Source organism: Micromonospora sp. KC207 (assembly GCF_004348615.1).
In the GTDB taxonomy this organism is placed as follows: domain Bacteria; phylum Actinomycetota; class Actinomycetes; order Mycobacteriales; family Micromonosporaceae; genus Micromonospora.
The window spans coordinates 1-24,706 of the sequence record NZ_SMKJ01000019.1 but is presented as its reverse complement, the minus strand read 5'-3'; the positions used below and the strand labels follow the sequence as shown (position 1 = coordinate 24,706).

Genomic DNA, 24,706 nt, shown 5'->3' with positions numbered 1-24,706 from the left:
TTCCTTTCATAGCGGTCGGACCTGCCGAGGCTCGGCCGGGCCGGCCTCGATCCCACCGGGTGACGGTGTCGGCAGCAGGTCGTCCGGTGGACGGGCGGGCAGCCGAAGGGTGAACGTCGACCCACCACCAAGAGTGCTCGACACCTCGACCCGGCCGCCATGGTTGCTGGCGATGTGTTTGACGATGGCCAGGCCGAGGCCGGTGCCGCCGGTGGCCCGGGAGCGGGCCTGGTCGGCCCGGTAGAACCGTTCGAAGATCCGCTCGACGTCCGTCGGCGCGATCCCGATCCCCTGGTCGGCGACGGAGATCGTGACGTGCTCGTCGTCGGCCTGGGTGGTGACCCGGACCGTGGTGTCCTCGCCGGAGTAGGTGATGGCGTTCTCGACCAGGTTCGCCACGGCGGTGGCGAGCTGGGAGTCGCTGCCGTACATGGTCAGGCCACGCTCACCCTCGGTGATCACCTCGACCCGTCGGGCGGCGGCGGTGGTGCGGGTGCGGTCGATCACCTCGGCGATGACCCAGTCCACGGCGACCGGCTCCGGGGCGGGCTGCGGCTCGGCCCCCTGGAGCCGGGTCAGTTCCAGCAGTTCCTGCACCAGCCGTCCCAGCCGGGTCGACTCGTGCTGGATGCGCTCGGCGAACCGGCGCGCGGCGACCAGGTCCTCGGAGAGGTCGGGGGCCGCCGCGCCGGCCGGCTCGGTGGCGTCCAGCAGCGCCTCGGCGAGCAGTTGCAGGGCGCCGATCGGCGTCTTCAGCTCGTGGCTGACGTTGGCCACGAAGTCCCGGCGGACCCGCGCCAGCCGGTGCGACTCGGTGACGTCGGCCGCCTCGACGGCCACGTGCCCGCCGCCGATGGCCATCGCCCGCAGGTGCACGCCGAGCGGGTCGGGGCCGGAGGCGTCACGGCCGCGCGGCAGGTCCAGCTCGATCTCGCGCCGCACGCCGGTGCGCCGGACCTGACCCGCGAGGGTACGGATCAACGGGTGCGCGGCGATCGAGCCGGGCGTGGCCCCGGTGCGGAGCAGCCCCATCGCGCGGGCCGCCGGATTGACCAGGACCGGCACGTCGTCTGGGCCGAGCACCACGACGCCGGCCCGCAGCGAGTCCACGGTTCGGCGGCCCAGGCTGGAGAGGCCCGTCTGCTGATCGTCGACCATCACGGGCCTCCCCCTGGTCTGGGACAGGCGGCCGGCGCCGCCGCGTCCGGCGGCCGGGCCGCGGCGGTGCCACGCCCGCACGAGCCGGGGCAGCAGCGAACCGATGGCCAGCCCGGCCACCAGCGCCACGACCACCGCCGTCGTCACCGCCCACTCCACCGGGCGATCGTAGGGTCATTGTTCACCCTAAGATCGCTACAAACAGGATGAAACGCTCTCGCTTCTGGCAATGTTCACTCCTCGGTCCCGCGTCGTTCACCGGCGTTCACCTCCGATCATCTCCCCCGGCCTACGGTGGTCGCGCACCCTGCCAGAGCCTGCGCCGGCGCCCGTACCCCATCGGGCCGGCGACCACCGACCACAGGACGTGATGATGCGCGACGAGTTCCGGGCCGACCTCCAGATTGTCAGCCAGCTGCTGGTGGACATGGCCGAGGCCATCCGCGCGGCCATGCGCCAGGCCACCCACGCCCTGCTCACCGCCGACCGCCGGGCCGCCGAGAACGTGATCGAGCGGGACGCCGAAATCGACGAGCTGTACCGGCACGTCGAGGAGCGGGTCTGCGACCTGCTGGCCCGGCAGGCCCCCGTCGCCTCCGACCTGCGCGCCATGATCACCGCTCTGCACGTGGCCGCCGACCTGGAGCGGATGGGCGACCTGGCCGACCACGTCGCGAAGACCGCGCTGCGCCGGCACCCCTCACCGGCCGTACCGGCGGAGCTGCGGCCGATCTTCGTCGACATGGCGTCGGTCGCGGACCGGATGGCCGAGAAGATCGGCTCGGTGCTGGCCAAGCCCGACGCGGACCTCGCCGCCGAGCTGGACCGCGACGACGACGCGATGGACGACCTGCACAAGAGCCTGTTCGGGGTGCTGCTCAGCGACGACTGGCCGTACGGGGTGGAGACGGCGATCGACGCCACCCTGCTGGGCCGCTTCTACGAGCGGTTCGCCGACCACGCCGTCAATGCCGGCGAGCACGTCGTTTACCTGATCACCGGGGAGCCCGCCGCCGCGACCGAGTGAGCACACGCACCGCCCGACGGGCGCCGCGCGACACGCCGGCGGCGGCACGCGTCAGGAAGGGCCCCTTGTCATCGCCGAAGCGATGACGAGGGGCCCTTCCTTGCCGGTCAGCGGCCCTGGTTGGCGACCGCCGCGGCGGCCTCCTTGGCAGCGGCCGGGTCGAGGTACGTCCCACCGAGGACCTGCGGGCGCAACTGCGGGTCCAGGTCGTAGCGCAGCGGGATGCCGGTCGGGATGTTCAGCTTGGCGATCGCCTCGTCGGAGATCTGGTCGAGGTGCTTGACCAGGGCGCGCAGCGAGTTGCCGTGCGCGGCCACCAGCACCGTCCGGCCCGCAAGGATGTCCGGCACGATCGAGTCGTACCAGTACGGCAGCATCCGCTCGACGACGTCCTTGAGGCACTCGGTGCGCGGCATCAGCTCGGTGGGCAGCAGCGCGTACCGGGGGTCGCCGACCTGCGACCACTCGTCGTCGTCGGCGATCGGCGGCGGCGGGGTGTCGTACGACCGGCGCCAGAGCATGAACTGCTCCTCGCCGTACTCGTCCAGCGTCTGCTTCTTGTTCTTGCCCTGCAACGCGCCGTAGTGGCGCTCGTTGAGCCGCCACGACCGGCGCACCGCGATCCAGTGCCGGTCGGCGGCGTTCAGCGCCAGCTCGGCGGTGCGGATCGCCCGGCGCATCACACTGGTGTGCACCACGTCCGGCAGCAGGCCGTGCTCGTGCATCAGCTCACCGCCGCGGCGCGCCTCCGCCTCGCCCTTGGCGGTCAGGTCGACGTCGACCCAGCCGGTGAAGAGGTTCTTCGCGTTCCAGTCGCTCTCGCCGTGCCGCAGCAGGACCAGCGTCCCGACGGTGGGCCCTTCGCTCGCAGTCATGCCGATCATCCTGCCGCACGCCGCCAACGGACACGCGGGGACCTGCGGTGACGACCACCACGTGGAAAAGCCGGTGACCGGCCTGCGACGCCGCGACTAGGGTGTAAGGCGCTATAGATACATCGGTCATTACCGAAGCGGGGGCGCGAGCGTGCGGACGATGCGGGGCTGGTTGCGGGACACCACTGGCGGGCTGCCGAGGACCTTCTGGTACCTGTGGACCGGCACCCTGATCAACCGCCTCGGCTCGTTCATCCTGGTCTTTCTGGCCATCTACCTCACCCAGGAGCGCGGCTTCAACGAACTGGCGGCCGGCCTGGTGCTCAGCCTCTGGGGCGTCGGCGGCGCGGTCGGGACCACGCTGGGCGGGATGCTCGCCGACCGGTGGGGCCGGCGGCCGACGCTGCTCACCTCCCACCTCGGCGCGGCGGTCATGATGCTCGCCCTCGGCTTCGCCCAGGAACTCTGGGCAGTGGCCGGCGGCGCGCTGCTGCTCGGCTTGTTCGCCGAGGCGGCCCGGCCGGCGTTCGGCGCCATGATGATCGACGTGGTGCCGGAGCAGGACCGGCTGCGCGCGTTCTCGCTCAACTACTGGGCGATCAACCTCGGCTTCGCCTGCGCTGCGGTCCTCGCCGGCCTGGCCGCCGAGGCCAGCTACCTCCTGCTGTTCGTGATCGACGCCGCGACCACCCTGGCCACCGCCGTGATCATCTTCGTGAAGGTGGCCGAATCCCGCGTCCCGGTCCGCGCCAGCAGGATCCCCGCCGGCGCCGCCCGCCCCCGGGGGGCGCTGCGCGTCATCCTCGGCGACCGGGTCTACCTGGGCTTCGTGGCGCTCAACCTGCTTGGCGCGGTGGTCTTCCTCCAGCACATCTCGATGCTGCCGATCGCCATGGCCGACGACGGCCTGAGCCCGTCCACGTACGGCATGGTGATCGCGCTCAACGGGGTGCTCATCGTGGCCGGGCAGCTCTTCGTCCCCCGGCTGATCCGCGGGCGCAACCGCTCGCACGTGCTCGCCCTGGCCGCCGTGGTGATGGGGGTCGGCTTCGGGCTGACCGCGTTCGCCGACGCCGCCTGGCTCTACGGCCTGACCGTGCTCATCTGGACCATCGGCGAGATGCTCAACTCGCCGTCGAACTCCACCCTGGTCGCCGAACTCTCCCCCGCCGACCTGCGCGGCCGGTACCAGGGCGTGCTCTCGCTGTCCTGGCAGGTCGCCGGGGCCACCGCGCCGATCTTCGGCGGCCTCGTGCGGCAACAGGCCGGCAACGCGGCGCTCTGGCTGGGCTGCGCGGCGATCGGCGTCGTGATGGCGGTCGCCCATCTGGTTTCCGGGCCGGCCCGGGAGCGGCGGGCCGCCGCGCTGCGCCCATCGACCGAACCGGCCAGACCGGCCGAACCCCTCACCGCCGTCCGGTCAGCGGTGCCGCAGGCGGCCGAGGCCGCGGTCGCCGCGCCCGCGATCGAGGGGCACGCCCCGGAGCCCACCCCGGCGCGGTGACCGGACGCCCGCCAGCCTCGGCTTGCCAGGTGACCGGTCCCGGGCGGGCCTGCCGCCCGCACCTTCGAATCTTGGACAGTTGACGTGCGGCAGGAACGGCAGGTGTCCACGTTCGGGGCGTACCGGCCGAACCGTCCGGGCCAGCAACGCGGGGGGAGACGGGACAACGCAAAGCGCCCACCTCGACCTGTCGGTCGTGATGGGCGCCCGCGTCGTGCCGGCGGCGGCGGGCGACACTCACCCCCGTAAGCGTCGCCCGCTCGCGCCGCCGGTTCCAACGGGCGGCGCCGTCCCCCAACGGCGGGATCCACCCGTTCCTGCGCCCGCGCTCGTGCACGGATCTGAACGATCCACCGCTCCCCCGAACGGTTCCGAGCGTGGCGCGTACAATAAAGTTAGTTCGCCCTGATTGCGGATTCAACTCGAATCGGCTGTCTCGCCGGTCACAGCACCACCATCCGAAACAGCGTTTCCGCTCTCCAGGCTCAGTGTCAGCCATCCGGGACTACCCGTGGGCCGTTCCCGCAAACACCCTAGGCGTCCTCACGATCGGGTGACTCCGTACGGAAGAAGTTGCTCTGCCGTCCGTCGCGCAACTGCTCCTGATAAATCAGGTTCAGCCTGCGGCCGTCGAAGGTCCGGAACCACTCGTCCCAGGTGATCTCGCGTACCCGGCTGCTCTCCCGGTAACCCGGCAGGTTGAACGTCAGCACGCCTGCCCGGCCTTCTCGCTCGGTGCCGGCGATCGTGGCCGGCCGGGCGTTACGCTCCCGCGCCCACCGCCGGATCACGTCGTGGTTCGTGGTGACCAGGCTGCGTCCGGGACGCTCCGGCCGATCCTGCAGCGAGGTGATCGGCTGCGAGGACCGCGCCGACCGGGACGACGACCGCCCGGTCCGGATTGCCGACCGCTGGATCGGGCCCTGGCGGGCCTGCGCCGGTGCGCCCGCCCGCTGGGCGGGACCCGCCTGCCCCGCCGGGGAGGTAGCCGCCTGGCGGGCGCGGACCCCCGTCGCCCGCCGGGTCGGGGCGGCCTTCGCCCGTGCCGGGGACGGGGCGGCCTTGGCCCGTGCCGACGTCGCCTTCGCCGGGGAGGGGGCCGCCTTGCGCGTACCCCCGGAGGCCCTGCTCGCGGCCGTCGCCTTCGTGCCGCTGGCCCGGCCCGCAGGCCCGGTGCCGCGCCGCGCCGCACCGCGACCCTCGGCGCGCAGTGTGCGGGCCAGGGTTTTCACCAGCTCCGGCTTACGCAGCGCGGAGATCCCGGCGACGCCCCGACGGCGCAGTTGGCCGCGGATGTCGTCCACCCGCATCCGGGAGATCTCCGACTCGGAGATGGTCGGGGTGTTCGGGGTCTGGTTGCCCGTCTGCCGTTTCGTCCTGGTCGCAGTCCCGCCGCGACCTGAGCTGTTCCGCTGAGCCATGGGATGCTCACGCTCCTTGACAGTCCGTCCTCGGCGCGCGGTGGGCCCTATGCCGCACCCGCGCGGTGCGGCATACCCGTCAGGACGGCTCCGAACCTCCCCCCGCGGCCTTCGCGGCCGGCGACGGCTCGATGAGGTGCGCGAACGCCGCCAGGTTGGCCGTCGACTCGCCGCGCTTCACCCGCCATTCCCACTCCCGCCTGATGGCGGTACCGAAGCCGATCTCCAGCATGGTGTCGAACGACTCGTCGGCGTACGTCAGCACGCTGCCCAGCAGCCGGTCCAGCTCGTCCTCGTCTACCCCGGCCAGGTTGACCCGGCCGGTCAGGTAGACGTCGCCGACCGCGTCGATGGAGAAGGACACCCCGTACATCCGGGCGTTGCGCTGCAACAGCCAGGTCCACAGCTCCTCGCGCCGTTCGTCCGGCTGGCGCATCACGAACGCCTCGATCCGCAGCGCGTGCTCGCCCACGACGAGGTTGCAGATCGTCTTGAGCTTGTGGGTGCCGGGCAGGGTGACCGCGTACGATGCCTCGCCCGTGGACTCCACCGTCAGCTCCCGCTCGGCGCAGACCGACTCGATCAGGGCGGCGACTTCGCTCCTCGCGCTCATCCGCCCCACTCTACGGCCGCCGCCGCCCAGCTGCCGTGGACGTGGACGTGGTGAGAGGGGTTCCCCTCTTTACCGCAGGCGTTAACAGGGGGCCCTTCCTCGTGTCACCAGGCGCAGGAGAGCGCCGGGTCCCCCGCGAGCTGGCTGGCGAGCCGCCCCCGGTGCTCGGCGATCGTCTGGCTGTAGACGGCGAGCAGGTTGCCGACCGTTCGGTCCCAGGAGAAGTTGCGGGCGTGCCGCTCGGCGCCCCGCCCCAGGGCGGCCCGCCGCGCCCGGTCCGGCAGCAGCCGCGCCAGCGTACGGGCCCAGTCGACCGGGTCGTGGCCGTCGATGAGCACTCCGCTGACCTGGTCGCGCACGGCGGTCACCAGGCCCCCCACGGCGGCGGCCAGCACGGGCGTGCCACACGCCTGCGCCTCCAGGGCGACCAGCCCGAACGACTCGTTGTACGAGGGCACGGCGACCAGGTCGGCGGCCCGGTACACGGCCGGCAGGTCGTCGCCGGTGCACGGCGGCAGGAAACTCACCCGGTCGGCGACCCCGAGCGAGGCGGCCAGCTCGATCAGGGCGGTGGGCCGGTCCAGCCCGCTGCCGCTGGGGCCGCCGACGATCACCACGGTCAGCTCGTCGGCGAGCCGGGGGTCCCGTTCCCGCAGCGCGGCGGCGGCGCGGATCAGCACGTCGGGAGCCTTCAGCGGCTGGATCCGGCCGACGAAGGCGACCACGTACCCCTCGGTGGGCAGGCCGAGCCGGCGACGGGCGGCGACCATGGCCGCGTGCCGGTTCCCGGCGGCGGGCCGGAACCGGTCCAGGTCGACGCCGGGCTCGACCACTGCGACCCGGGCCGGGTCGGCGTCGTACCGGTCGAGGAGTTCACGGGCCTCGACCTGGGTGTTCGCGACCAGCCGGTCGGCCTCGACGACCACCTGCTCCTCGCCGATGACCCGGGCCTTCGGCTCGGGCCGGTCCCCGGCGGCGAGCCGGGCGTTCTTGACCTTGGCCAGGGTGTGCGCGGTGTGCACCAGCGGCACCCCCCAGCGCTCCCTGGCCAGCCAGCCGACCTGGCCGGAGAGCCAGTAGTGCGAGTGGATGAGGTCGTAGTGGCCGGGCGGACGCGCCGCCTCGGCGCGCAGCACCCCGGCCGTGAACGCGCAGAGCTGACCGGGCAGTTCCTCCTTGGTCAGCCCCTCCAGCGGGCCGGCGGTGACGTGCCGGACGTGCACGCCCGGGGACATCTCGACCACCGACGGCAGGTCGCCCGAGGTGGCCCGGGTGAAGATCTCCACCTCGACGTCGGCCTCGGCCAGCCGGCGCGCGACCTCCAGGATGTAGACGTTCATCCCACCCGCGTCGCCCGTGCCGGGCTGGTGCAGGGGCGAGGTGTGCACCGACAGGGTGGCGATGCGCCGGGGGCGCGGCCGCGGCCGGGCACCTCGCTGACGACCGACGCCGGTGTGCTGTTCCGCCACGTCCGCTCCCTCTGCCACGGTTGATGCCGTCCCGCACGACCGGCGCTCCTCGATCAACCCGCGCGCCGCGTGACATCTTCCCCATCGGGTACCGGAAATGCGTACCGGCGGCCCCCGAGGGTGACGGACCTCATCGACACTCGCCGCGAGACCGGACGTGACGGACCTCATCGGCGCGACCGCCCGGCCGGCGACGCGCGCCCGCTCCGGCGGGGTGAGAATGACCCGATGAGCTCTGTCGCGATCGTCACCGGGGCGTCCAGCGGAATCGGCGCGGCCACGGCCCGCCGGCTGGCCGCCGAGGGGTTCCACGTGCTCGCCGCCGCGCGGCGCACCGAACGGCTGGCCGCGCTCGTCGCGGAGATCGAGGCGGCCGGCGGGTCCGCCACCGCCGTCGAGTGCGACGTCACGTCCGCGGAGTCGGTGGCGGGCCTCGCCGAGGCCGCCGCAGCGTCCCCCGGCCCGGTCACCCTGCTGGTCAACAACGCCGGCGGCGCGCGCGGGCTCGACCCGGTGGAGTCCGGGTCGGTGGGCGACTGGCAGTGGATGTACGACGTCAACGTGCTCGGCACCCTGCGCGTCACCCAGGCGTTGCTGCCCGCGTTGGAAGCGTCCGGCGCCGGCACGATCGTGATCGTCTCCTCGACCGCCGGCCACGTCGTCTACGAGGGCGGGGGCGGCTACAGCGCCGCGAAGCACGCGCAGACGGCGATCGCCGGCACGCTGCGCCTGGAGCTGTGCGGCCGGCCGGTCCGGGTGATCGAGATCGACCCGGGGATGGTGAAGACCGACGAGTTCGCGCTGATCCGCTTCGGCGGCGACACCGGCCGGGCCGAAACCGTCTATGCCGGGGTGGCCGAGCCGCTGGTCGCCGAGGACATCGCCGACTGCGTCGCCTGGTGCGCGACCCGCCCGCACCACGTCAACGTCGACCGGCTGGTGGTCCGCCCGTTGGCCCAGGCCGCGCAGCACAAGGTGCACCGGTCGAGCTGATGAGGCCCCGGTCGCGGCGGGACGGCGGGCAGCCGAGGCGGGCCCGGGGCAACCGGCGTCCGGCGCGCTGGCGCTGGCGGCGATGAGGCCGCAGGGCGTCGTCACCCGGGGGACGACGAACCCGAACCGGCTGCGCCGGGTGGACAACTGGATCGTCGAGACCTGCGGCGGCCGGCTACGGGACGCGGCGGACCCGCTGGTGGTCGACCTCGGCTACGGTGCCACCCCGGTCACCGCCGTGGAGCTGCGCGCCCGGCTGGCCGCCGGGGTCCGCGCCGACGTGCGGGTGGTCGGGCTGGAGATCGATCCGGTACGCGTCGCCGCCGCACAGCCCGCCGCCGACCCGCCCCGGCTCACCTTCGCCCGGGGCGGGTTCGAGCTGGCCGGGCTGCGGCCGGCCCTGGTTCGGGCGTGCAACGTGCTCCGCCAGTACGACGAGGCCGAGGTCGCCGCCGCCTGGCGCACGATCACCGACCGGCTGGCCCCGGGCGGGCTGCTGGTGGAGGGCACCTGCGACGAGTTGGGCCGGCTCGGCGGTTGGCTGCTGATCGACTCCGACGGCCCCAGCACGCTCACCCTGGCCGCGAAGCTCGGCATGCTGGGCAGCCCCGCCGAGCTGGCCGAGCGGCTGCCGAAGGCGCTGATCCACCGCAACGTGCCGGGCGAACGGATCCACGACCTGCTCCGCGACCTCGACGACGCGTGGCGCTCCGCCGCCGGGTACGCGCCCTTCGGGCCCCGCCAGCGGTGGCTGCGGGCGGTGGCGGCGGTCCGCGATGCCGGCTGGCCGGTCCTGGACGGGCCCCGCCGCTGGCGGCACGGCGAACTCACGGTCGGCTGGCCCGCCATCGCCCCCGCCTGAGCCGGGGCAGCGGCAGCGGCAGCGGCAGCGGCAGCGGCAGCGGCAGGGTCGGCCGGGCTCAGCGGGCCGTTCCGTCTGCCGGGTCGGGGCGGCAGGCAGCGGGTTCGGAGACGTGGGCGGTGACGATACGCCAGCCGGCGGGCAGGCGTACCCAGGTCTGGGTCTGCCGGCCCCTGGCGGCGGTGCCGGCGTACGTGAAGCGGGTGGTGACCACCGCGAGGTCGGCGCCGAAGGTGGTGATCACCGTGTCGACGAGGCGGCGACCGGGCGGCAGTGGCGGCTGAACAGCCCGCCACGCACGCTGCGCGCCGAGCCCGTACTGATGGTCGTCGATGCCGAACCGCACAGTCCGGTCGGAGTCCCAGAAGTATCCGCAGATCCGGTCGGCGTCGCCGTCGACCAGCGCCTGTTCGTAGCCGGCGAAGGCCGCCGCCACCTCGGCGACCACGTCGGTCCGGTCGATCTCCACGCGAGCATCCTCTCCGCACGACGGGCCGGGCGTACGCGGGGCCCGGTCGGGCGGCCGGTGCCGCCACCCGACCGGGTCGGCGGGTTCAGCCGCTCACCGCGCGCTCCCGCTGCCCGCCGTCGGCCGGGTCCACCGGGCCGACCGGCTCGGCGACCGCGGCCGGCTCCGCCGGGGAGGCCACGGTGGCTGGCTTCGCCAGGGTGGCCTCGCCGTGCAGGCGGTCCAGTTCGATCTCCTCAGGCTCGGGGACCCGGGGCGCGACCCGGCCCAACGCGAAGACCCCGCAGATCGCCGCGATGAGGAGGTAGCCGAGCGAGACCGGGCCGTTCGCGTTCCACTCGATCCTCTCGCCGTGGATCAGCCCGACGAACGAGAGCACCGCGCCGGACCCGGCGAAGATCGCCGCCCGGACGAACCGCTTGTCGATGATGAAGACCACCACCGCGCCGAGCACCAGGCCGGCGAGGATCGCGCCCTGGCCGAGCACGAGCAGGCCGTCGTAGACCACGCCCGCACCGGCCAGCGCCTCGTCGCCCACCTCGGCGGCCGTGGTGCCGGCCGCCGCCAGCGTGTTGTCGATCTGGCTGGTGGCCCAGGCCGCGATGTTCGGGATCAGCGCGGCGACCACGGCGGCGGCGTGCGCCCGGGGCGTCGCCTGGAACGCCTGGGCGCCGATCAGCAGCCCGATGTAGAGCAGGATCGGCACGATGGCCGCCGTCGGGAAGACGGTCGCGAGCAGCCCGAACATGCCGAGGAAGCAGAGGATCGCGATCACGATGCCGGTCGCCATCGAGTAGCCGCTCCGGCCGCCCGCCGCCTTCCAGCCCGGGTGCCCGACGTAGACGGCGGGCGGGAACGGCGAGCCGAGGGCCGCGCCGATCACCGCACCCGCGCCGTCGGCGAGCAGGACGCTGCGCAGGTTGTAGTTGTCCCCAGCGGTCGCCGCGCTCTCCACGTTGGACATGCCCTCGGTGAAGTTGTAGACCCCCAGCGGAATCGCCGTCGCCAGCAACGGCGCCATGTCGGCCAGGCCGGTGAAGAGCAGGTCGAGCTTGAACGAGGGTACGGCGAACGCGATGTCCCGGGCGGCGGCCGTGACGTCCGGCACCGACATCGCGCCACCGGCCCAGCCGAGCGCCGTGCCGACCAGCAGCGCGGCGAGCCCGATCGGAAAGTTGAACGGCAGCTTGACGTCTGTGAGCAGGCCGATCAGCAGCAACGCGAAGACGGGCAGCGCGATCCAGGCCATCTGCCACATCTGCCCGGCCGGGTTCATCGAGATGAAGGTGACGGAGATCCCGGCGAGGGTGCCCAGCAGCGCGGCCCGGGGTGCGTACCGGCGGATGTACGGACCGACGAACGCGCCGATCAGCACGATCACGCCGATGATGAAGGCCCACGCCAGCCCCGCCTCCCACGCCCGCACCGGATCCTGCGTGCGCAGGTAGATCGGGAGCATGATGACGAAGATGACGATGAACATGTGCGGCACGCTCGGCCCGTACGGCAGGGCGGTGACGTCGGAGCGGTTCTCCCGCCGGGCCAGGCGGCGCGCCAGGTAGGTGTAGTAGATGTTCCCGGCGACCAGCGCGATGCCGAGCGCCGGCAGGATCGTGCCGAACACCTCCCGGTCGCAAAGCTTCACCACGGCCAGGCAGAGCCCGGTCAGGGTGAGCACGTTGACCAGGACGTTGACGCCGAAACCAAAGAACGCGTTGGTGTCGCCGCGCACCCAGAACGGGAGCGGGGCGGCGGAGGGCTTGGTGGGGACCATGGCTGCTCCCGATTCAGGAGGAGGGTTGCGACACGGTGGCGCTGGGCAGCGCGGCGAGCACCTCGGTGGAGTCGACGACCCACCCGAAGATCCCGCCCTGGGCGGCGATCATGTCGAGCCCGACCCGCTGGAACTCGGGGAAGTAGGACCCGACGCAGTCGGCGAGTACGAGGCACTCGTACCCGCGGTCGTTGGCCTCCCGGACGGTGGTGTGCACGCACACCTCGGTGGTGACGCCGGTGACCAGGAGGCTGCGGATTCCCCGCTGGGCGAGCAGGGCGTCCAGCCCGGTGGCGTAGAAGGCGCCCTTGCCGGGCTTGTCGACGACCGGCTCACCGGGTAGCGGCGCGAGTTCGTCGACGATGTCGTGGCCGTATTCGCCCCGCACGAGGATGCGGCCCTTGGGGCCGGGGTCGCCGATCCGTTTGCTCGGCGCGCCCCGCTGGAGCTTTGCCGGCGGGCAGTCCGAGAGGTCGGGCAGGTGCCCCTCGCGGGTGTGCACGACGGTCAGGCCCACGGCGCGGGCGCCGGCCAGCAGCGCCGCGAGGGGCGCGATGGTGCGGCGCAGTTGGCCGACGTCGTTGCCCAGGCTCTCGCCGAACCCGCCGGGCTCCAGGAAGTCGCGCTGCATGTCGATGACGAGCAGCGCCGTGGTCGCGATGTCGAAGGAGTACGGGAAGGGCCGCGCGGCAGCAACGGTCGGCATGGCGCACCTCACCTCGCCGTGGCGGCGATGACGTCGTCGGATGTGGCGACGCAGCCGAACACGCCGCCCTGCATGGTCACCATGTGCAGCGCCGCGTCGTGGTTGCCCTTGTCGGTGGCGCCGGTGCAGTCGGAGAGGATCAGGCACTCGTACCCCCGGTCGTTCGCCTCGCGCATGGTGGTGTGCACGCAGACGTCGGTGGTGATGCCGGTGAGGATGAGGTGGGTGATGCCCCGGGTCCGCAGCACCAAATCGAGGTTGGTGGCGTAGAAGGCGCCCTTGCCGGGCTTGTCGACGATCACCTCGCCGGGCGCCGGGGCGACCTCGGGCACGATCTCCCAGCCCGGTTCGCCCCTGACCAGGATCCGGCCGCACGGGCCGGCGCCGCCGATCTCGGCACCGATCCGCGCCGAGCGCCAGCGCTTGTTCGCCGGCAGGTCGGACAGGACGGGGTCGTGCCCCTCGCGGGTGTGCACGACGAGCATCCCGAGCGACCGGGCGTGTGCCAGCAGCCGGGCGGTGGCCGGCAGGCCGGACCGGGTGAGGCTGATGTCGTAGCCCATCGCGTCGACGTAGCCGCCCGGCCCGCAGAAGTCGGTCTGCCAGTCGATGCAGAGCAGCGCGGTGCGCGTGGTGTCGGCCGCGCCGTCGTACGGCCACGGGTAGGGATTCGCGGTTACCGGCCCGATCCTTGCCATCCTCTCCTCCTCCTGTGTCGTTGCCGCTCCCGCCCGGGGCGGCAGCCGCTCATCGCCGGCCAGCGCTCCGGTACGCCCGCCAGCCCCCGGCGGCGCTGATGTCCTCCGCCTCCGGGCCAGCGGCGTACGCCTCGCAGAGGAAGCCCAGGACGGCGCGCCCGTCGTCCAGCCGGACCCAGCCGAGCGAGAGCGGGGCCGGGACCCCGGCCAGCAGCCCGCCGACGGCGGACGTGGGCAGTCGCCACAGCTCGACGTCGATGCGGTGGCCCCGGGCCGGGTCGACCCGGACCAGGCCGGGCAGCCCCTCGCCGTCGGGGGTGTCCATCCGGTAGAGCCGGTAGCAGGGTGCGGTGCGGCTGGTGCCGGCGAGGGTGGCTCCCAGGTCGGTCAGCTCACCGTTGCGGGACTCGCCGCTCAGGTGCCGCCCGACGACGGCGACGAGCACCTCCACCGGTCCCGGTTCCGGTGCCGGCCCGGTGCCGGCAGCCGGCGGGCCGGCGTCGGCCGGTTCCGCGCCGGTCCCGGCGGCGAAGGCGGCGGCGAGCCGGGCCAGGGTGGTGTCGCTGAACGCCGGGCCGACCAGGGTCAGGCTCGCCGGCCGGCCGGCGGCGGTGAACCCGTTGGGCACGGTCACCGCGGCCAGGTCGAGCAGGTTCGCGAACTGGGTGTAGCGGCCGAGCATCGCGTTGCGCCCGATCGGGTCCTCGGCGATCTCGTCGAGCGTGAACGTGGTGCCGACGGTGGGCACGACGAGCACGTCGACCTCCTGCCACACCTGGTCTACCCGCGCCCGCAGCTCCCGGAGCCGGTGCCGGCCCCGGAAGGCGTCGATCGCGTCGTAGCGTCGCCCGGTTTCCAGCACGGTCCGGGTGACGGCGAGGACCGCCTCGGGGTGCTCCCGCAGGAAGCCGTCCAGCCCGGTCAGCCGCTCGGCCACCCAGGGCCCCTGGTAGAGCAGGTCCCCCGCCTCGAAGAAGGTGCCCAGCGGCACCGGCTGCGCGTACGCGACCAGGTCGCGCAGCCGCCCGACGCCCGCGGTGAACCGGTCCCGCTGCCCGGCGTCACCGAAGAACTCCAGGTCTTCTGCCCGGGGTGCCCCGAGGCGTAGCGTCCCCGGCATGCGGGCAGGCACCCGCTCGGCCGGCAGCGGACGCCCCCACGGGTCGGCCGCCGTGACGCCACGGGCGGCGTGCAGCACGTCCATGGCACCGGCGACGTCGGCGGCGAAGACCGAGACGCAGTCCAGCGAGCGGCAGGCCGGGACCACGCCGGCCGTGCTGAGCAGGCCCCGGGTGGGCTTGACGCCGACGATGCCGTTGAGGGCCGCCGGCACCCGGCCGGAGCCGGCGGTGTCCGTGCCCAGGGCGAAACTGACCTGGCCGGTGGCGACCGCGACGGCCGAGCCGGAGCTGGAGCCGCCGGAGATGAGCCCGCCGCCGAAGACGCTCTCGCAGCTGCCGTACGGCGAGCGGGCGCCGGTCAGGCCGGTGGCGAACTGGTCGAGGTTGGTCTTGCCGACCAGCAGCGCGCCGGCGTCGAGCAGCCGGCGCACCACGGGTGCGTCCGCGTTCGCCTCGTATCCGAAGTCGGGGCAGCCGGCCGTGGTGACCATGCCGGCGACGTCGATGTTGTCCTTCACCGCGAACGGGATGCCGTACAGCGGAAGGGTCGCCGGGTCACCGTCCCTGGTCAGCGACGCGGCGCGGGCCCGCAGGCGGTCGGCCGGGACGGTGCTGATCCAGACCGGAGCGCCATCGCGGCCGGCGAGCCCGGCCAGCACGCGTTCGGCCTGGTCGGTGGGGGTCAGGGCACCCTCGCGGTACGCCGACCGCAGCTCCGCGAGCGATCCGATCCGTTCTGACATACAGTCGATTGTCGACCGTTCTGTTACAGGGAACGGCGCGGCAGGTAACGACGACATGACGCCGGCCGCACATCTGGCCCCGGGCGGACCCTCGCGTCGGCCACCGGCCCGCCTGGTCGAGGTAGGAACTAGCCGAGGTACGAACGCCTAACCGAGGTACGAACGCGCGCCGTGCTCCGAGAGCACCGCGAGCACGGCCTCCGGATCCTTCCCGGCGACCGCCTCGAACAGCCGTTCGTGCCGGTGGACCCCGTCCGACGGCTGCGCGACCTCCGCCTCACGGCGCAGGTTGATCGCCATGTATAGCTGCAACTTCATCAGGATCGAGTCGTACACGGCGGAGAGCTGCCGGTTGCCGGCCAGCGCCACCAGCGCGACGTGGAACGCCCGGTGCGACTCGGCGACCGCCAGCCGATCACCGATCCGGGTCGCGTCGCGCATCTGGTCCAGCGCCGTTCGCAGCCCGGCCAGGTCGGCCTCCCGGGGCACCGGGATCGCCCTGCGCACCGCCACCCGCTCCAGCACGTCGCGCAGCTCGTACAGCTCCCGCACGTCCCGGTCGGAAAGGGTGGCGACCCGGACCCCCCGCCGGGGCACGTGCTCCACCAGCCCCTGCTGTGCCAGCAACCGCAGCGCCTCCCGCAGCGGGGCCCGGCTGATCCCGAGCCGCCGGGTCAGCTGCTCCTCCACCAGGCGTTCGCCCGGCTCGCTCCTACCGCTGAGGATCTCCCGGGTCAGCCGGGAAACGGCGAGATCCACCAGGCTGGGGCTCTCCAACTCGCCATCCATCGGCGATGCGGCCACGTCGCTCACTTCGAAGAGTCTGCCATTGCCACCAAACGGTCGGTGTGGGCGCGCCCCGCGCCCCCGCCGTCAGACGGCGCAGTTGACCAGGACCGGTTCCGGGTGCAGGGGTACGCCGAAACGGGCGTGCACGCCGTCGCGGATGTCGCGGGCCAGGGCGATCAGGGCGGCCGTGCTGGCCGTGCCGCCCCGGTTGGTCAGGGCGAGGGTGTGCTTGCTGGAGATGGCCACCCCCTCCGGGCCGGGGTGGCCCTTGGCGAAGCCGGCCTTGTCGATCAGCCAGGCGGCGCTCACCTTGACCGTGTCGCCGGCCCCGGGCCAGTGCGACGGCTCGCCGAGGTCGGCGGCGCGCTCCCGCAGCAGCTCGTACGCTCGGCGGTCGAGCACGGGGTTGGTGAAGAACGAGCCCACCGAGCGGGTGTCGGGGTCGTCGGCGTCGAGCACCATGCCCTTGCCGGCGCGCAGCCGCAGCACGGCGGCCCGGGCGTCGGCCAGCGGCACCGCGTCGCCCGGCTCGACGCCGAGCGCCCGGGCCAGCTCGGCGTAGCGGACCGGGCCGGACAGCGGGGATCGGGCGAGCCGGAAGTCGACCGAGAGCACCACCCAGCGCTCGCTGTACTTGAAAACGCTCGACCGGTACGCGAAGCCGCAGTCGGCCGCCTCGATCCGGCCGAGGGTCCCCTCGGCGCGGTCGTGCACTCCGACGCCGACTATCGTCTCGGCCACCTCCTGGCCGTACGCGCCGACGTTCTGGATCGGGGTGGCCCCGGCCGACCCGGGGATGCCGGCGAGGCACTCCAACCCGGACCAGCCGTTGGCCACGGTGGCCGCGACGAGGTCGTCCCACGGCTCGCCGGCCTCGACCCGTACCGTGACGGTGTCGGCGTCCTCCGCGACGACCCGCAGCCCCCGGGAGCGCACCAGCACGACGGTGCCGGGGAATCCGGCGTCGCCGATCACCACGTTGCTGCCCCCGGCGAGGATCAACACCTCCTCGTCCCGCAGGCGGGCCTGCTGCACCTTTTGTACGATCTCCTCGGCGCTGGCAGCGATCTCGATCCGTCCGGCCGGGCCACCGAGGCGCAGGGTGGTGTATCCCGCCAACATCGTCGAGTCGGCGGCGCGGGTTTCGGTGGCCGGGTGGGCACTAACGTCTGACACGCCCTTCACCCTAGGCTGAGAGGGAGCCGTGGCACCCACTGGTGGCCCGGTCGCGCGGGAGGATCGTGATGAGCAGACTGCACGGCACGAAGGACTTCTGGATCGGCGCGCTGCGGGCTGAGGGGCCCGCGTTCGCCGCCGCTGTCGCGGACGCTCCCCCCGAGACACCCGTGCTCTCCTGCCCGGGCTGGACGGTCACCGACCTGACCCGGCACCTCGGCGAGGTCTACCACTGGGTGAACATCGTCGTGACCGCCGGGGGCACCACCCGACCGGAGCACCCGGAGCTTGGCGCGCTGCCCGCCGGGACGTCCGCGCTGGAGTTCTGGCAGCAGGAATACGGCCGGCTGATGGCGACCTTCGAAAGCCTGGAGCCGGAGGTCCCGGCGTGGAACTGGGCGCCGCAGCCGAAGAAGGCCGGTTTCTGGCCGCGCCGAATGGCGCACGAGACGGCGGTGCACCGCTGGGACGCCCAGCTCGCCATCGCCGCCGGCGAGCCGATCGAGGCCAAGCTCGCGGCCGACGGGGTGAGCGAGGTGCTGGACACCTGGCTGCCGGCCGGCAGGCGCACGGCCACCGGCCGGTGGCACGGGGTGGTGCACCTGGCCGCGCCCGACGCGGGTCAGGACTGGTACCTGCGGCTGCGCGGCGAGGGGGTGGCGCTGCTGGACACCGACACCATCCTCGACCACGACAACCACCACGCCCGGGCCGAGGTCACCGGCACGGCGAGCGACCTGCTGCTGGCGCTGATGGGGCGGGTCAGCTTCGACACCCTCGGCGTGCGGGGCGACCGGGCCCTCCTCGACGGGCTCCGCACCGGCTGACCGCCCGCGCGACTCCCGCCCTCACGTGGCCTCTCGGCGTACCCGGGGGGCCACGCGTCGTCGTGCCGACCGACCCACGCGGGCGGGCCGTGCGCGACGGGGCGCTGGTCAACTGGTTGAGAAGGGGCCCCTGCTCTACCGGATGCGTTAACAGGGGGCCCTTCCATAACGCATCGAGGGCGTTCTCTTGACATCTCCCGGGCCAGCGATCACTCTCTTGTGAGAGCGCTCTCTCACCGGTTAAATCCCGTCCCCACCACCACCTGCACGACCTGAGAGGGGTCCAAGAACAGATGGGTGTCTTTCCGCGCCGCCACCTCGCGGCCGTGGCCCTCGTCGCGGCCACCGCACTGCTCACCACCGCCGGCTGCGGCGGCGGAGACGAGCCCGCCGAGGGCGGGCCGATCACGCTGACCGTCGACATCTTCGGCCAGATGGGCTACCAGGAACTCTACAAAGAATACATGGCGGCCCACCCCAACGTGAAGATCGTCGAGCGGGGCACCGGCGGGACCCTCGACGAGTACTCGCCGAAGCTCACCCAGTGGCTCGCCGCCGGGAAGGGCGCCGGCGACGTGGTCGCCATCGAGGAGGGCCTGCTCGTCGAGTACAAGGCCAACCCGCAGAACTTCGTCAACCTGCTCGACCACGGCGCGGCCGAACTCAAGGGCAACTTCCTGGACTGGAAGTGGAACCAGGGGCTGACCGCCGACGGCAAGCAGCTCATCGGCCTCGGCACCGACGTCGGCGGCATGGCGATGTGCTACCGCAGCGACCTCTTCGCCAAGGCCGGGCTGCCGACCCAGCGCGACGAGGTGTCCAAGCTCTGGCCCACCTGGCAGGACTACATCGCCACCGGCGAGAAGTTCAAGGCCGCCAACACCGGTGCGTCGTTCCTGGACTCGGCGACCAACACCTTCAACACCATCGTGCTACAGACCGCCGGCAACGCGCAGGGCTACCACTACTACGACACCGCCAACAACCTGGTGGTGGACAGCAACCCGGCCGTGCGGCAGGCCTGGGACACCACGATGGACATCCTCGACTCCGGTCTGTCCGGCAAGTACAGCTCCTGGTCCGAGGAGTGGGTGTCGGCGTTCAAGCAGGCCAAGTTCGCCACCATCGCCTGCCCGGCCTGGATGACCGGCGTCATCGAGGGCAACGCCGGCCCGGCCGCCAAGGGCAAGTGGGACATCGCCCAGGTGCCCGGCAACGGCGGCAACTGGGGCGGCTCCTTCCTCGCCGTGCCGAAGCAGAGCAAGCACCAGGCCGAGGCGATCGAGCTGGCGAAGTTCCTGACCAGCGCCAAGGGACAGATCGGAGCGTTCAAGGCCAAGGGGCCGCTGCCGTCCAACCCGCAGGCGCTGGACGACCCGGCGGTGGCCGATTCGACGAACGCGTACTTCTCCGACGCCCCCGTCGGCAAGATCTTCGCGGCGGGCGCGAAAAGCCTCAAGCCGGTCTACATGGGCCCGAAGAACCAGGCCGTCCGCACCGAGGTGGAGAACGCGGTCCGCACCGTCGACCTCGGCCAGCGCAGCCCCGAGCAGGCATGGGCCGACGCGGTGAACAACGCCAAGAAGGCCGCCGCCAAGTAAGCCGGCGCGGGCGCGCGGGCGGCGCTCCGGTACGCCGGGGTGCCGCCCGCGCCGCGCAGAAAGCGGAAAGGAGTGACCGGGCCATGAGCGTCCAGCTCGACGCCCGGCCGCCGGTGAGACCGGCGGTCCGGGGCAGCGCCCGCCAGTTGTGGGAGTATCGGCTCAGCCGGCTCGACGAGAAGTACTCCCCCTACCTCTACATCGCCCCGTTCTTCCTGCTCTTTGGCGTCTTCGGGGCCTACCCGCTCGCGTACACGTTCTGGGTGTCGCTGCACGACTGGGACCTGCTCGCCACGGAACACCAGTTCGTCGGCGGGGAGAACTACAGCCGGCTGCTGGCCGACCCCGACTTCTGGCACTCGCTGACCAACACCCTCGGCATCTTCGTCATCTCGACCGTGCCGCAGTTGCTGGGCGCGCTCTGGCTGGCCAGCCTGCTCAACCGGCGGCTGCGGGCCCGGACCACCTGGCGGATGGCGGTGCTGGTGCCGAACGTCACCTCGACCGCCGCCGTGGCGATCGTCTTCGGCGTGCTGTTCGGCCGACAGTTCGGCATGATCAACTGGCTGCTCGACCTGGTCGGCGTCGGCGCGATCGACTGGAAGGCCAACCGGTTCGCCTCCTGGGTGGCCATCTCCGCCATGGTCGACTGGCGGTGGACCGGGTACAACGCGCTGATCTTCCTGGCCGCCATGCAGGCCATCCCCCGCGACCTGTACGAGTCGGCGGCGATCGACGGGGCCAGTCGGGCCCGGCAGTTCTGGTCGATCACCGTGCCCCTGCTCAAGCCGACGATCATCTTCGCGGTGATCGTCTCGACCATCGGCGGTCTCCAGCTCTTCACCGAGCCCCGGATGTTCCACTCCGGAACCAACCCGATCCGGGGCGGGTCGCTGCGCGAGTCGCAGACGATGACCATGTACATGTTCGAGAACGCTTTCGCGCCGCACTACAACTTCGGCTACGGCTCGGCGGTCGCCTGGCTGCTGTTCGCCCTGATCGCGATCGTCGCGGCGATCAACGTCGTGGTTCTGCGCCGGCTCGGCGGCGTTGACCGGCCGGCGCGGACCCGCCGGCCCCGCAAGGAGCGCTCCCGATGAACCGACTCTGGTCCGCCAACCGGCTCACGTACGCCGCCCTGGCCGTCACCGCCCTGCTGTCGGTCTTCCCGATCTACTGGATGTTCGTGGTGGCCAGTCGGTCCAGCGACGCGATGGGCCAGATACCGCCGCCGGTCACCCCCGGCGGCAACCTGGGCGCGAACATCTCCCGGCTGTTCGCCAACACCGACGCGTACTTCCTCACCGGCCTGATCAACTCGGCGATCGTGGCGGTCACGGTCACCGTCTCGGTGGTCTTCTTCTCCACCCTGGCCGGGTTCGCCTTCGCCAAACTGCGGTTCCAGGGCCGCAACGCGCTGCTGCTGGTGATCATCGCGACGATGATGGTCCCCACCCAGCTCGGGGTGATCCCGCTGTACCTGCTGATGACGAAGTTGAACTGGAACGACCGGCTGCCGGCCGTGATCGTCCCGGCGCTGGTCACCGGGTTCGGGGTGTTCATGATGCGCCAGTACGCCAGCCAGGCGGTCAGCACCGAACTGATCGAGGCCGCCCGGATCGACGGCTGCGGCACCGCGCGGATCTACTGGAACGTGGTACTGCCGGCGCTGCGCCCGGCCGCCGCCGTCCTCGGCCTGCTGACGTTCATGACGACCTGGAACGACTTCCTCTGGCCGTACGCTGTCCTCAACGACCCGGGGAACCCGACCGTGCAGCTGTCCCTGCGGGCGCTGTCGGACGGCTACTACCAGGACATGTCGCAGGTCTTCACCGGCACGGCCATCGCAACCCTGCCTCTTCTGCTGGTCTTCGTCCTGTTCGGCCGCCAGATCATCGGCGGAATCATGGAAGGCGCGGTCAAGGCGTGAGCGCGAGGAGTGAGCCGACCCTGCGAGCCCCACAGTCGCGAACGAAAGAGGGTAAGGCGTGAGCGAGCTTCGATTCCCCGACAACTTTGTCTGGGGCGCGGCCACCGCCGCGTACCAGATCGAGGGCGCGGCCCGCGACGACGGTCGCGGCCCGTCGATCTGGGACACCTTCAGCCGTACGCCGGGCCGGGTCCACGCCGGCCACACCGGCGACGTCGCCTGCGACCACTACCACCGGTACGCCGACGACGTGGCCCTGATGGCGGAACTGGGACTGAAGGCGTATCGGTTCTCGATCGCATGGCCCCGCATCCAGCCGGACGGCACCGGGCCGGTCGAGCCGCGCGGGCTGGACTTCTACGACCGGCTCACCGACGCGCTGCTCGACCGGGGCATCGACCCGATCGTCACGCTCTACCACTGGGACCTGCCGCAGGCCCTGGAGGATCGGGGCGGCTGGACGAACCGGGAGACCGCCGAGCACTTCGCCGCGTACGCGGCGGCCGTGCACGGCCGGCTCGGCGACCGGATCCGCACGTGGACCACGCTCAACGAGCCGTGGTGCTCGGCCTACCTCGGGTACGGCAACGGGTTGCACGCCCCCGGCGTACGGGACGCGGGCGCGGCCTTCGCCGCCGTACACCATCTGCTGCTCGGGCACGGCCTGGCGGTCCGGGCGCTGCGCGCGGGTGGCGCGGAGGTCGTCGGGATCACCCTGAACCCGGCGCAGGTGCAGCCGGCGGACCTGGACAGCGCGGCGGACGCGGCGGCGGTCCGGCTGGTCGACGGGTTGCAGAACCGGATCTTCCTGGACCCGCTGACCGGTGCCGGGTACCCCGCCGACGTGCTGGAGCACGTGTCCCGGATGGTCGAGCCGACGTTCGTCCGGAACGGGGACGAGAAGCTGATCGCCGCGCCGATCGACCTGCTCGGCATCAACTACTACGCCCCGACGTACGTGGCCGGGCGGCCGGACGGGGCGGGCGGCAGCGCGTACCCGGGCACCGAGGGGGCGGTGGAGTTCCTGCCGGCGACCGGGCCGTGCAGCGACATGGGCTGGGCGATCGAGCCGGCCGGGCTGGGCCGGCTGCTGGACCGGTTCGCCGCCGACTACCCGGGCCTGCCGCTGATGATCACCGAGAACGGCGGCGCGTTCCCGGACCGGGTGATCGAGGACGGGCCCGACTCCACCGGCCGGGTGGCCGACGCCGACCGCATCGACTACCTCGACGGGCACCTTCGGGCGGCGCACGCGGCCATTGGCCGGGGGGTTGACCTGCGCGGCTATCTCGTATGGTCGTTGCTGGACAACTTCGAGTGGGCCGAGGGGTACCGCAAGCGGTTCGGGATCGTGCACGTCGACTACCTGACCCAACGGCGCACACCGAAGGCCAGTGCCCGGTGGTACCAGGAGGTGATCTCCCGGAACGGGCTGTGACGAGGTAGCGGGCGCTTCGATGACCGAAACTAAACGGCCGACCCTGGAGGCGGTGGCCCGGCAGGCCGGCGTCTCCCGGGCGACCGTGTCCCGGGTGGTGAACGGCTCCACCACCGTCGCCGCACCGATCCGGGAGGCGGTCCGCCGGGCCGTGGCCGAGCTGGGGTACGTGCCGAACCTCGCCGCCCGCAGTCTGGTCACCCAGCGGACCGACTCGATCGCCCTGGTCCTGCCCGAGGAGGCCACCCGGGTCTTCTCCGACGACCAGGTGTTCCCGAGCATCATCCGGGGGGTCGCGCAGGAGTTGGAGGCGGCCGACAAGCAGCTCGTGCTGATGCTCGCCGGTTCGCCCGCCGGGCACGCCCGGGTGGAGCGGTACACCACCGGGCGGCACGTCGACGGGGTCGTCTTCGCCTCGCTGCACGGCGCCGACCCGCTGCCGGCGAAGCTCGCCCGGATCGGCATCCCGGTGGTGTGCAGCGGCCGGCTCCTCGGCGACGTCGGCGTCCCGTACGTCGAAGTCGACCACGTCGGCGGGGTGACCCGGGCGGTGCGGCACCTGCTCGACTCGGGACGGCGGCGCATCGCCACCATCGCCGGCCCGCAGGACATGTTCGCCGGGGTGGAACGGCTGGTCGGGTACCGGGCCGCGATCGCCGAGGCGGGGCTGCCGGAGCGGGTGGCGTACGGGGACTTCACCCGCGAGTCGGGGGCGGCGGCCATGCGGCAGCTCCTCGATGCCGACCCCGACCTGGACGCGATCCTCGCCGCGTCCGACCTGATGGCGCACGGCGCCATGCGTACGCTGCGCGAGGCGGGGCGGCGGGTGCCCGCCGACGTGGCGGTGATCGGGTTCGACGACATCGAGACGGCCGCGTACACCGACCCGCCGCTGACCACCGTGCGGCAGCCGATAGTCGACCTGGGCCGGAAGGCGACCCGCCAGCTGCTGCGGATCGCGGCCGGCGAGGACGTCGAGCCGGCCCTCGTGCTGCCCACGGAGCTGGTGCTGCGCGCCACGGCGTAAGGAGGGGCCCCTTGTTAACGCCTACGGTAGAGAGGGGTCCCCTTCTCACCACCTCCGGCGGGGCGTCACCCTGACGGCTACGGGTTCACAGGGCTAAGAGCCTGCTCAGGCCGATGGCGTCGCAGACGCCGGGCATACCCGCGCGAGCACGAAGGATCTGGCGTCCCCGGCGAGGACGGCCGACCCGCCCACCAGGGTCCAGCCTGCGGGCAGGCGCAGCCACGCCACGTCGGCACCGGCGTCGTCGACGACGAGCGCGCCGCCCTCGGTGGGCACGGTGAGGGCCACGCGCTCCCGGTTCGGGGTGACGAACTCGGGTGTCACGGCGACGAACCGGGCCCCGGCCGCGCCGGCCGGCAGCCCGAACACCCACACGTCCTCGTCGGGATAGGGCCCGCCGCCCAGCCCTGCGGCGCAGGCCGGCTCGCGCGCCGCCGCGGGAAGCGGCGCGTCGGCGGGGTTCAACCGGATCGTCGTACGCGGGC

23 protein-coding genes are annotated in these 24,706 nt (G+C 72.7%); 10 read left to right on the top strand and 13 right to left on the bottom strand.

The features are described 5' to 3' along the window. Nucleotides 1-6 precede the first annotated feature (6 nt). The gene (locus E1258_RS04320) at nt 7-1,317 is read right to left on the bottom strand and encodes a cell wall metabolism sensor histidine kinase WalK (protein WP_207919394.1); all 1,311 of its coding nucleotides are present in this window, start codon (nt 1,315-1,317) and stop codon (nt 7-9) included. Nucleotides 1,318-1,531: 214 nt separating this feature from the next. Here E1258_RS04320 and phoU point away from each other — a divergent pair, with 214 nt between their 5' ends. Beyond that, nucleotides 1,532-2,185 (top strand): phosphate signaling complex protein PhoU, encoded by a 654-nt coding sequence (gene phoU / locus E1258_RS04315; RefSeq protein ID WP_132397031.1) that lies wholly within the window; start codon nt 1,532-1,534, stop codon nt 2,183-2,185. A 107-nt stretch (nt 2,186-2,292) separates the two neighbouring features. Here phoU and E1258_RS04310 read toward each other — a convergent pair whose 3' ends face one another. After that, nucleotides 2,293-3,060, bottom strand: a complete 768-nt coding sequence (locus tag E1258_RS04310) for a phosphoglyceromutase (RefSeq protein WP_007073189.1) — start codon at nt 3,058-3,060, stop codon at nt 2,293-2,295. Between the two features lie 160 nt (nt 3,061-3,220). On the opposite strand from E1258_RS04310, the gene E1258_RS04305 reads away from it, so the two are divergent. Further along, the gene (locus E1258_RS04305; RefSeq protein WP_305847264.1) at nt 3,221-4,564 is read left to right on the top strand and encodes an MFS transporter; all 1,344 of its coding nucleotides are present in this window, start codon (nt 3,221-3,223) and stop codon (nt 4,562-4,564) included. A 533-nt stretch (nt 4,565-5,097) separates the two neighbouring features. On the opposite strand, the gene E1258_RS04300 is transcribed toward E1258_RS04305, so the two are convergent. The 3 genes from E1258_RS04300 to mshA form a co-directional block, all read right to left on the bottom strand. Further along, nucleotides 5,098-5,985: a hypothetical protein gene (locus E1258_RS04300; RefSeq protein WP_132397027.1), complete on the bottom strand. Its 888-nt coding sequence runs from the start codon at nt 5,983-5,985 to the stop codon at nt 5,098-5,100. Nucleotides 5,986-6,064: 79 nt separating this feature from the next. Next, a complete protein-coding gene (locus E1258_RS04295; RefSeq protein WP_132397025.1) occupies nt 6,065-6,598 on the bottom strand; it encodes a YbjN domain-containing protein in 534 nt (177 codons plus the stop codon). A 104-nt stretch (nt 6,599-6,702) separates the two neighbouring features. Beyond that, nucleotides 6,703-8,067 (bottom strand): D-inositol-3-phosphate glycosyltransferase, encoded by a 1,365-nt coding sequence (gene mshA / locus E1258_RS04290; protein ID WP_132397023.1) that lies wholly within the window; start codon nt 8,065-8,067, stop codon nt 6,703-6,705. 228 nt (nt 8,068-8,295) lie between these two features. Here mshA and E1258_RS04285 point away from each other — a divergent pair, with 228 nt between their 5' ends. Both E1258_RS04285 and E1258_RS04280 read left to right on the top strand, forming a co-directional pair. Then, complete coding sequence (locus E1258_RS04285; protein WP_132397021.1) at nt 8,296-9,060, top strand: SDR family NAD(P)-dependent oxidoreductase; 765 nt, start codon at nt 8,296-8,298, stop codon at nt 9,058-9,060. A gap of 82 nt (nt 9,061-9,142) precedes the next feature. Next, nucleotides 9,143-9,922: a class I SAM-dependent methyltransferase gene (locus E1258_RS04280; protein WP_132397019.1), complete on the top strand. Its 780-nt coding sequence runs from the start codon at nt 9,143-9,145 to the stop codon at nt 9,920-9,922. Between the two features lie 58 nt (nt 9,923-9,980). Here E1258_RS04280 and hpxZ read toward each other — a convergent pair whose 3' ends face one another. From hpxZ to E1258_RS04245, 7 genes are all read right to left on the bottom strand, one after another. Then, nucleotides 9,981-10,391 (bottom strand): oxalurate catabolism protein HpxZ, encoded by a 411-nt coding sequence (hpxZ, locus tag E1258_RS04275; RefSeq protein WP_132397017.1) that lies wholly within the window; start codon nt 10,389-10,391, stop codon nt 9,981-9,983. A gap of 85 nt (nt 10,392-10,476) precedes the next feature. Continuing rightward, nucleotides 10,477-12,165: a regulator gene (locus tag E1258_RS04270; RefSeq protein WP_132397015.1), complete on the bottom strand. Its 1,689-nt coding sequence runs from the start codon at nt 12,163-12,165 to the stop codon at nt 10,477-10,479. Between the two features lie 13 nt (nt 12,166-12,178). Beyond that, nucleotides 12,179-12,871: a cysteine hydrolase family protein gene (locus E1258_RS04265; protein WP_132397013.1), complete on the bottom strand. Its 693-nt coding sequence runs from the start codon at nt 12,869-12,871 to the stop codon at nt 12,179-12,181. 8 nt (nt 12,872-12,879) lie between these two features. Continuing rightward, complete coding sequence (locus E1258_RS04260) at nt 12,880-13,569, bottom strand: cysteine hydrolase family protein (protein WP_132397011.1); 690 nt, start codon at nt 13,567-13,569, stop codon at nt 12,880-12,882. Nucleotides 13,570-13,618: 49 nt separating this feature from the next. Next, nucleotides 13,619-15,433, bottom strand: coding sequence for an allophanate hydrolase (gene atzF / locus E1258_RS04255; RefSeq protein ID WP_132397009.1), 1,815 nt, complete (start codon nt 15,431-15,433; stop codon nt 13,619-13,621). 147 nt (nt 15,434-15,580) lie between these two features. Further along, complete coding sequence (locus tag E1258_RS04250) at nt 15,581-16,246, bottom strand: GntR family transcriptional regulator (RefSeq protein WP_132397007.1); 666 nt, start codon at nt 16,244-16,246, stop codon at nt 15,581-15,583. A gap of 60 nt (nt 16,247-16,306) precedes the next feature. Further along, entirely contained in the window at nt 16,307-17,398 is a 1,092-nt protein-coding gene (locus tag E1258_RS04245; RefSeq protein WP_256370953.1) for a UDP-N-acetylmuramate dehydrogenase, read from the bottom strand. A 68-nt stretch (nt 17,399-17,466) separates the two neighbouring features. On the opposite strand from E1258_RS04245, the gene E1258_RS04240 reads away from it, so the two are divergent. The 6 genes from E1258_RS04240 to E1258_RS04215 all read left to right on the top strand — a co-directional run bounded on the left by E1258_RS04240 (nt 17,467) and on the right by E1258_RS04215 (nt 24,221). Next, nucleotides 17,467-18,225: a maleylpyruvate isomerase family mycothiol-dependent enzyme gene (locus E1258_RS04240; protein WP_132397003.1), complete on the top strand. Its 759-nt coding sequence runs from the start codon at nt 17,467-17,469 to the stop codon at nt 18,223-18,225. Between the two features lie 293 nt (nt 18,226-18,518). Then, nucleotides 18,519-19,826, top strand: coding sequence for an extracellular solute-binding protein (locus E1258_RS04235; protein WP_132397001.1), 1,308 nt, complete (start codon nt 18,519-18,521; stop codon nt 19,824-19,826). Nucleotides 19,827-19,909: 83 nt separating this feature from the next. Next, nucleotides 19,910-20,926, top strand: a complete 1,017-nt coding sequence (locus tag E1258_RS04230; protein WP_132396999.1) for a carbohydrate ABC transporter permease — start codon at nt 19,910-19,912, stop codon at nt 20,924-20,926. Beyond that, nucleotides 20,923-21,756: a carbohydrate ABC transporter permease gene (locus E1258_RS04225; RefSeq protein ID WP_132396997.1), complete on the top strand. Its 834-nt coding sequence runs from the start codon at nt 20,923-20,925 to the stop codon at nt 21,754-21,756. Before E1258_RS04230 ends, E1258_RS04225 begins: the two co-directional genes overlap by 4 nt. Nucleotides 21,757-21,814: 58 nt before the next feature. Next, a complete protein-coding gene (locus tag E1258_RS04220) occupies nt 21,815-23,194 on the top strand; it encodes a GH1 family beta-glucosidase (RefSeq protein ID WP_132396995.1) in 1,380 nt (459 codons plus the stop codon). Between the two features lie 19 nt (nt 23,195-23,213). Further along, nucleotides 23,214-24,221 (top strand): LacI family DNA-binding transcriptional regulator, encoded by a 1,008-nt coding sequence (locus E1258_RS04215; protein ID WP_132396993.1) that lies wholly within the window; start codon nt 23,214-23,216, stop codon nt 24,219-24,221. A 105-nt stretch (nt 24,222-24,326) separates the two neighbouring features. Here the strand turns inward: E1258_RS04215 and E1258_RS04210 are convergent. Then, the coding region (locus E1258_RS04210; RefSeq protein ID WP_207919392.1) for a hypothetical protein at nt 24,327-24,706 on the bottom strand (380 nt) is incomplete at its 5' end.

What these genes read in the sequence shown, in the direction of transcription:
- E1258_RS04310 (WP_007073189.1), bottom strand. Translation starts at nt 3,060, where the DNA reads ATGACTGCGAGCGAAGGGCCCACCGTCGGGACGCTGGTCCTGCTGCGG.
- E1258_RS04260 (WP_132397011.1), bottom strand. Translation starts at nt 13,569, where the DNA reads ATGGCAAGGATCGGGCCGGTAACCGCGAATCCCTACCCGTGGCCGTAC.
- E1258_RS04225 (WP_132396997.1), top strand. Translation starts at nt 20,923, where the DNA reads ATGAACCGACTCTGGTCCGCCAACCGGCTCACGTACGCCGCCCTGGCC.
- E1258_RS04265 (WP_132397013.1), bottom strand. Translation starts at nt 12,871, where the DNA reads ATGCCGACCGTTGCTGCCGCGCGGCCCTTCCCGTACTCCTTCGACATC.
- E1258_RS04215 (WP_132396993.1), top strand. Translation starts at nt 23,214, where the DNA reads ATGACCGAAACTAAACGGCCGACCCTGGAGGCGGTGGCCCGGCAGGCC.
- phoU (WP_132397031.1), top strand. Translation starts at nt 1,532, where the DNA reads ATGCGCGACGAGTTCCGGGCCGACCTCCAGATTGTCAGCCAGCTGCTG.
- E1258_RS04280 (WP_132397019.1), top strand. Translation starts at nt 9,143, where the DNA reads ATGAGGCCGCAGGGCGTCGTCACCCGGGGGACGACGAACCCGAACCGG.
- E1258_RS04270 (WP_132397015.1), bottom strand. Translation starts at nt 12,165, where the DNA reads ATGGTCCCCACCAAGCCCTCCGCCGCCCCGCTCCCGTTCTGGGTGCGC.
- E1258_RS04300 (WP_132397027.1), bottom strand. Translation starts at nt 5,985, where the DNA reads ATGGCTCAGCGGAACAGCTCAGGTCGCGGCGGGACTGCGACCAGGACG.
- E1258_RS04285 (WP_132397021.1), top strand. Translation starts at nt 8,296, where the DNA reads ATGAGCTCTGTCGCGATCGTCACCGGGGCGTCCAGCGGAATCGGCGCG.
- atzF (WP_132397009.1), bottom strand. Translation starts at nt 15,433, where the DNA reads ATGTCAGAACGGATCGGATCGCTCGCGGAGCTGCGGTCGGCGTACCGC.
- E1258_RS04235 (WP_132397001.1), top strand. Translation starts at nt 18,519, where the DNA reads ATGGGTGTCTTTCCGCGCCGCCACCTCGCGGCCGTGGCCCTCGTCGCG.
- E1258_RS04240 (WP_132397003.1), top strand. Translation starts at nt 17,467, where the DNA reads ATGAGCAGACTGCACGGCACGAAGGACTTCTGGATCGGCGCGCTGCGG.
- E1258_RS04305 (WP_305847264.1), top strand. Translation starts at nt 3,221, where the DNA reads ATGCGGGGCTGGTTGCGGGACACCACTGGCGGGCTGCCGAGGACCTTC.
- E1258_RS04230 (WP_132396999.1), top strand. Translation starts at nt 19,910, where the DNA reads ATGAGCGTCCAGCTCGACGCCCGGCCGCCGGTGAGACCGGCGGTCCGG.
- E1258_RS04295 (WP_132397025.1), bottom strand. Translation starts at nt 6,598, where the DNA reads ATGAGCGCGAGGAGCGAAGTCGCCGCCCTGATCGAGTCGGTCTGCGCC.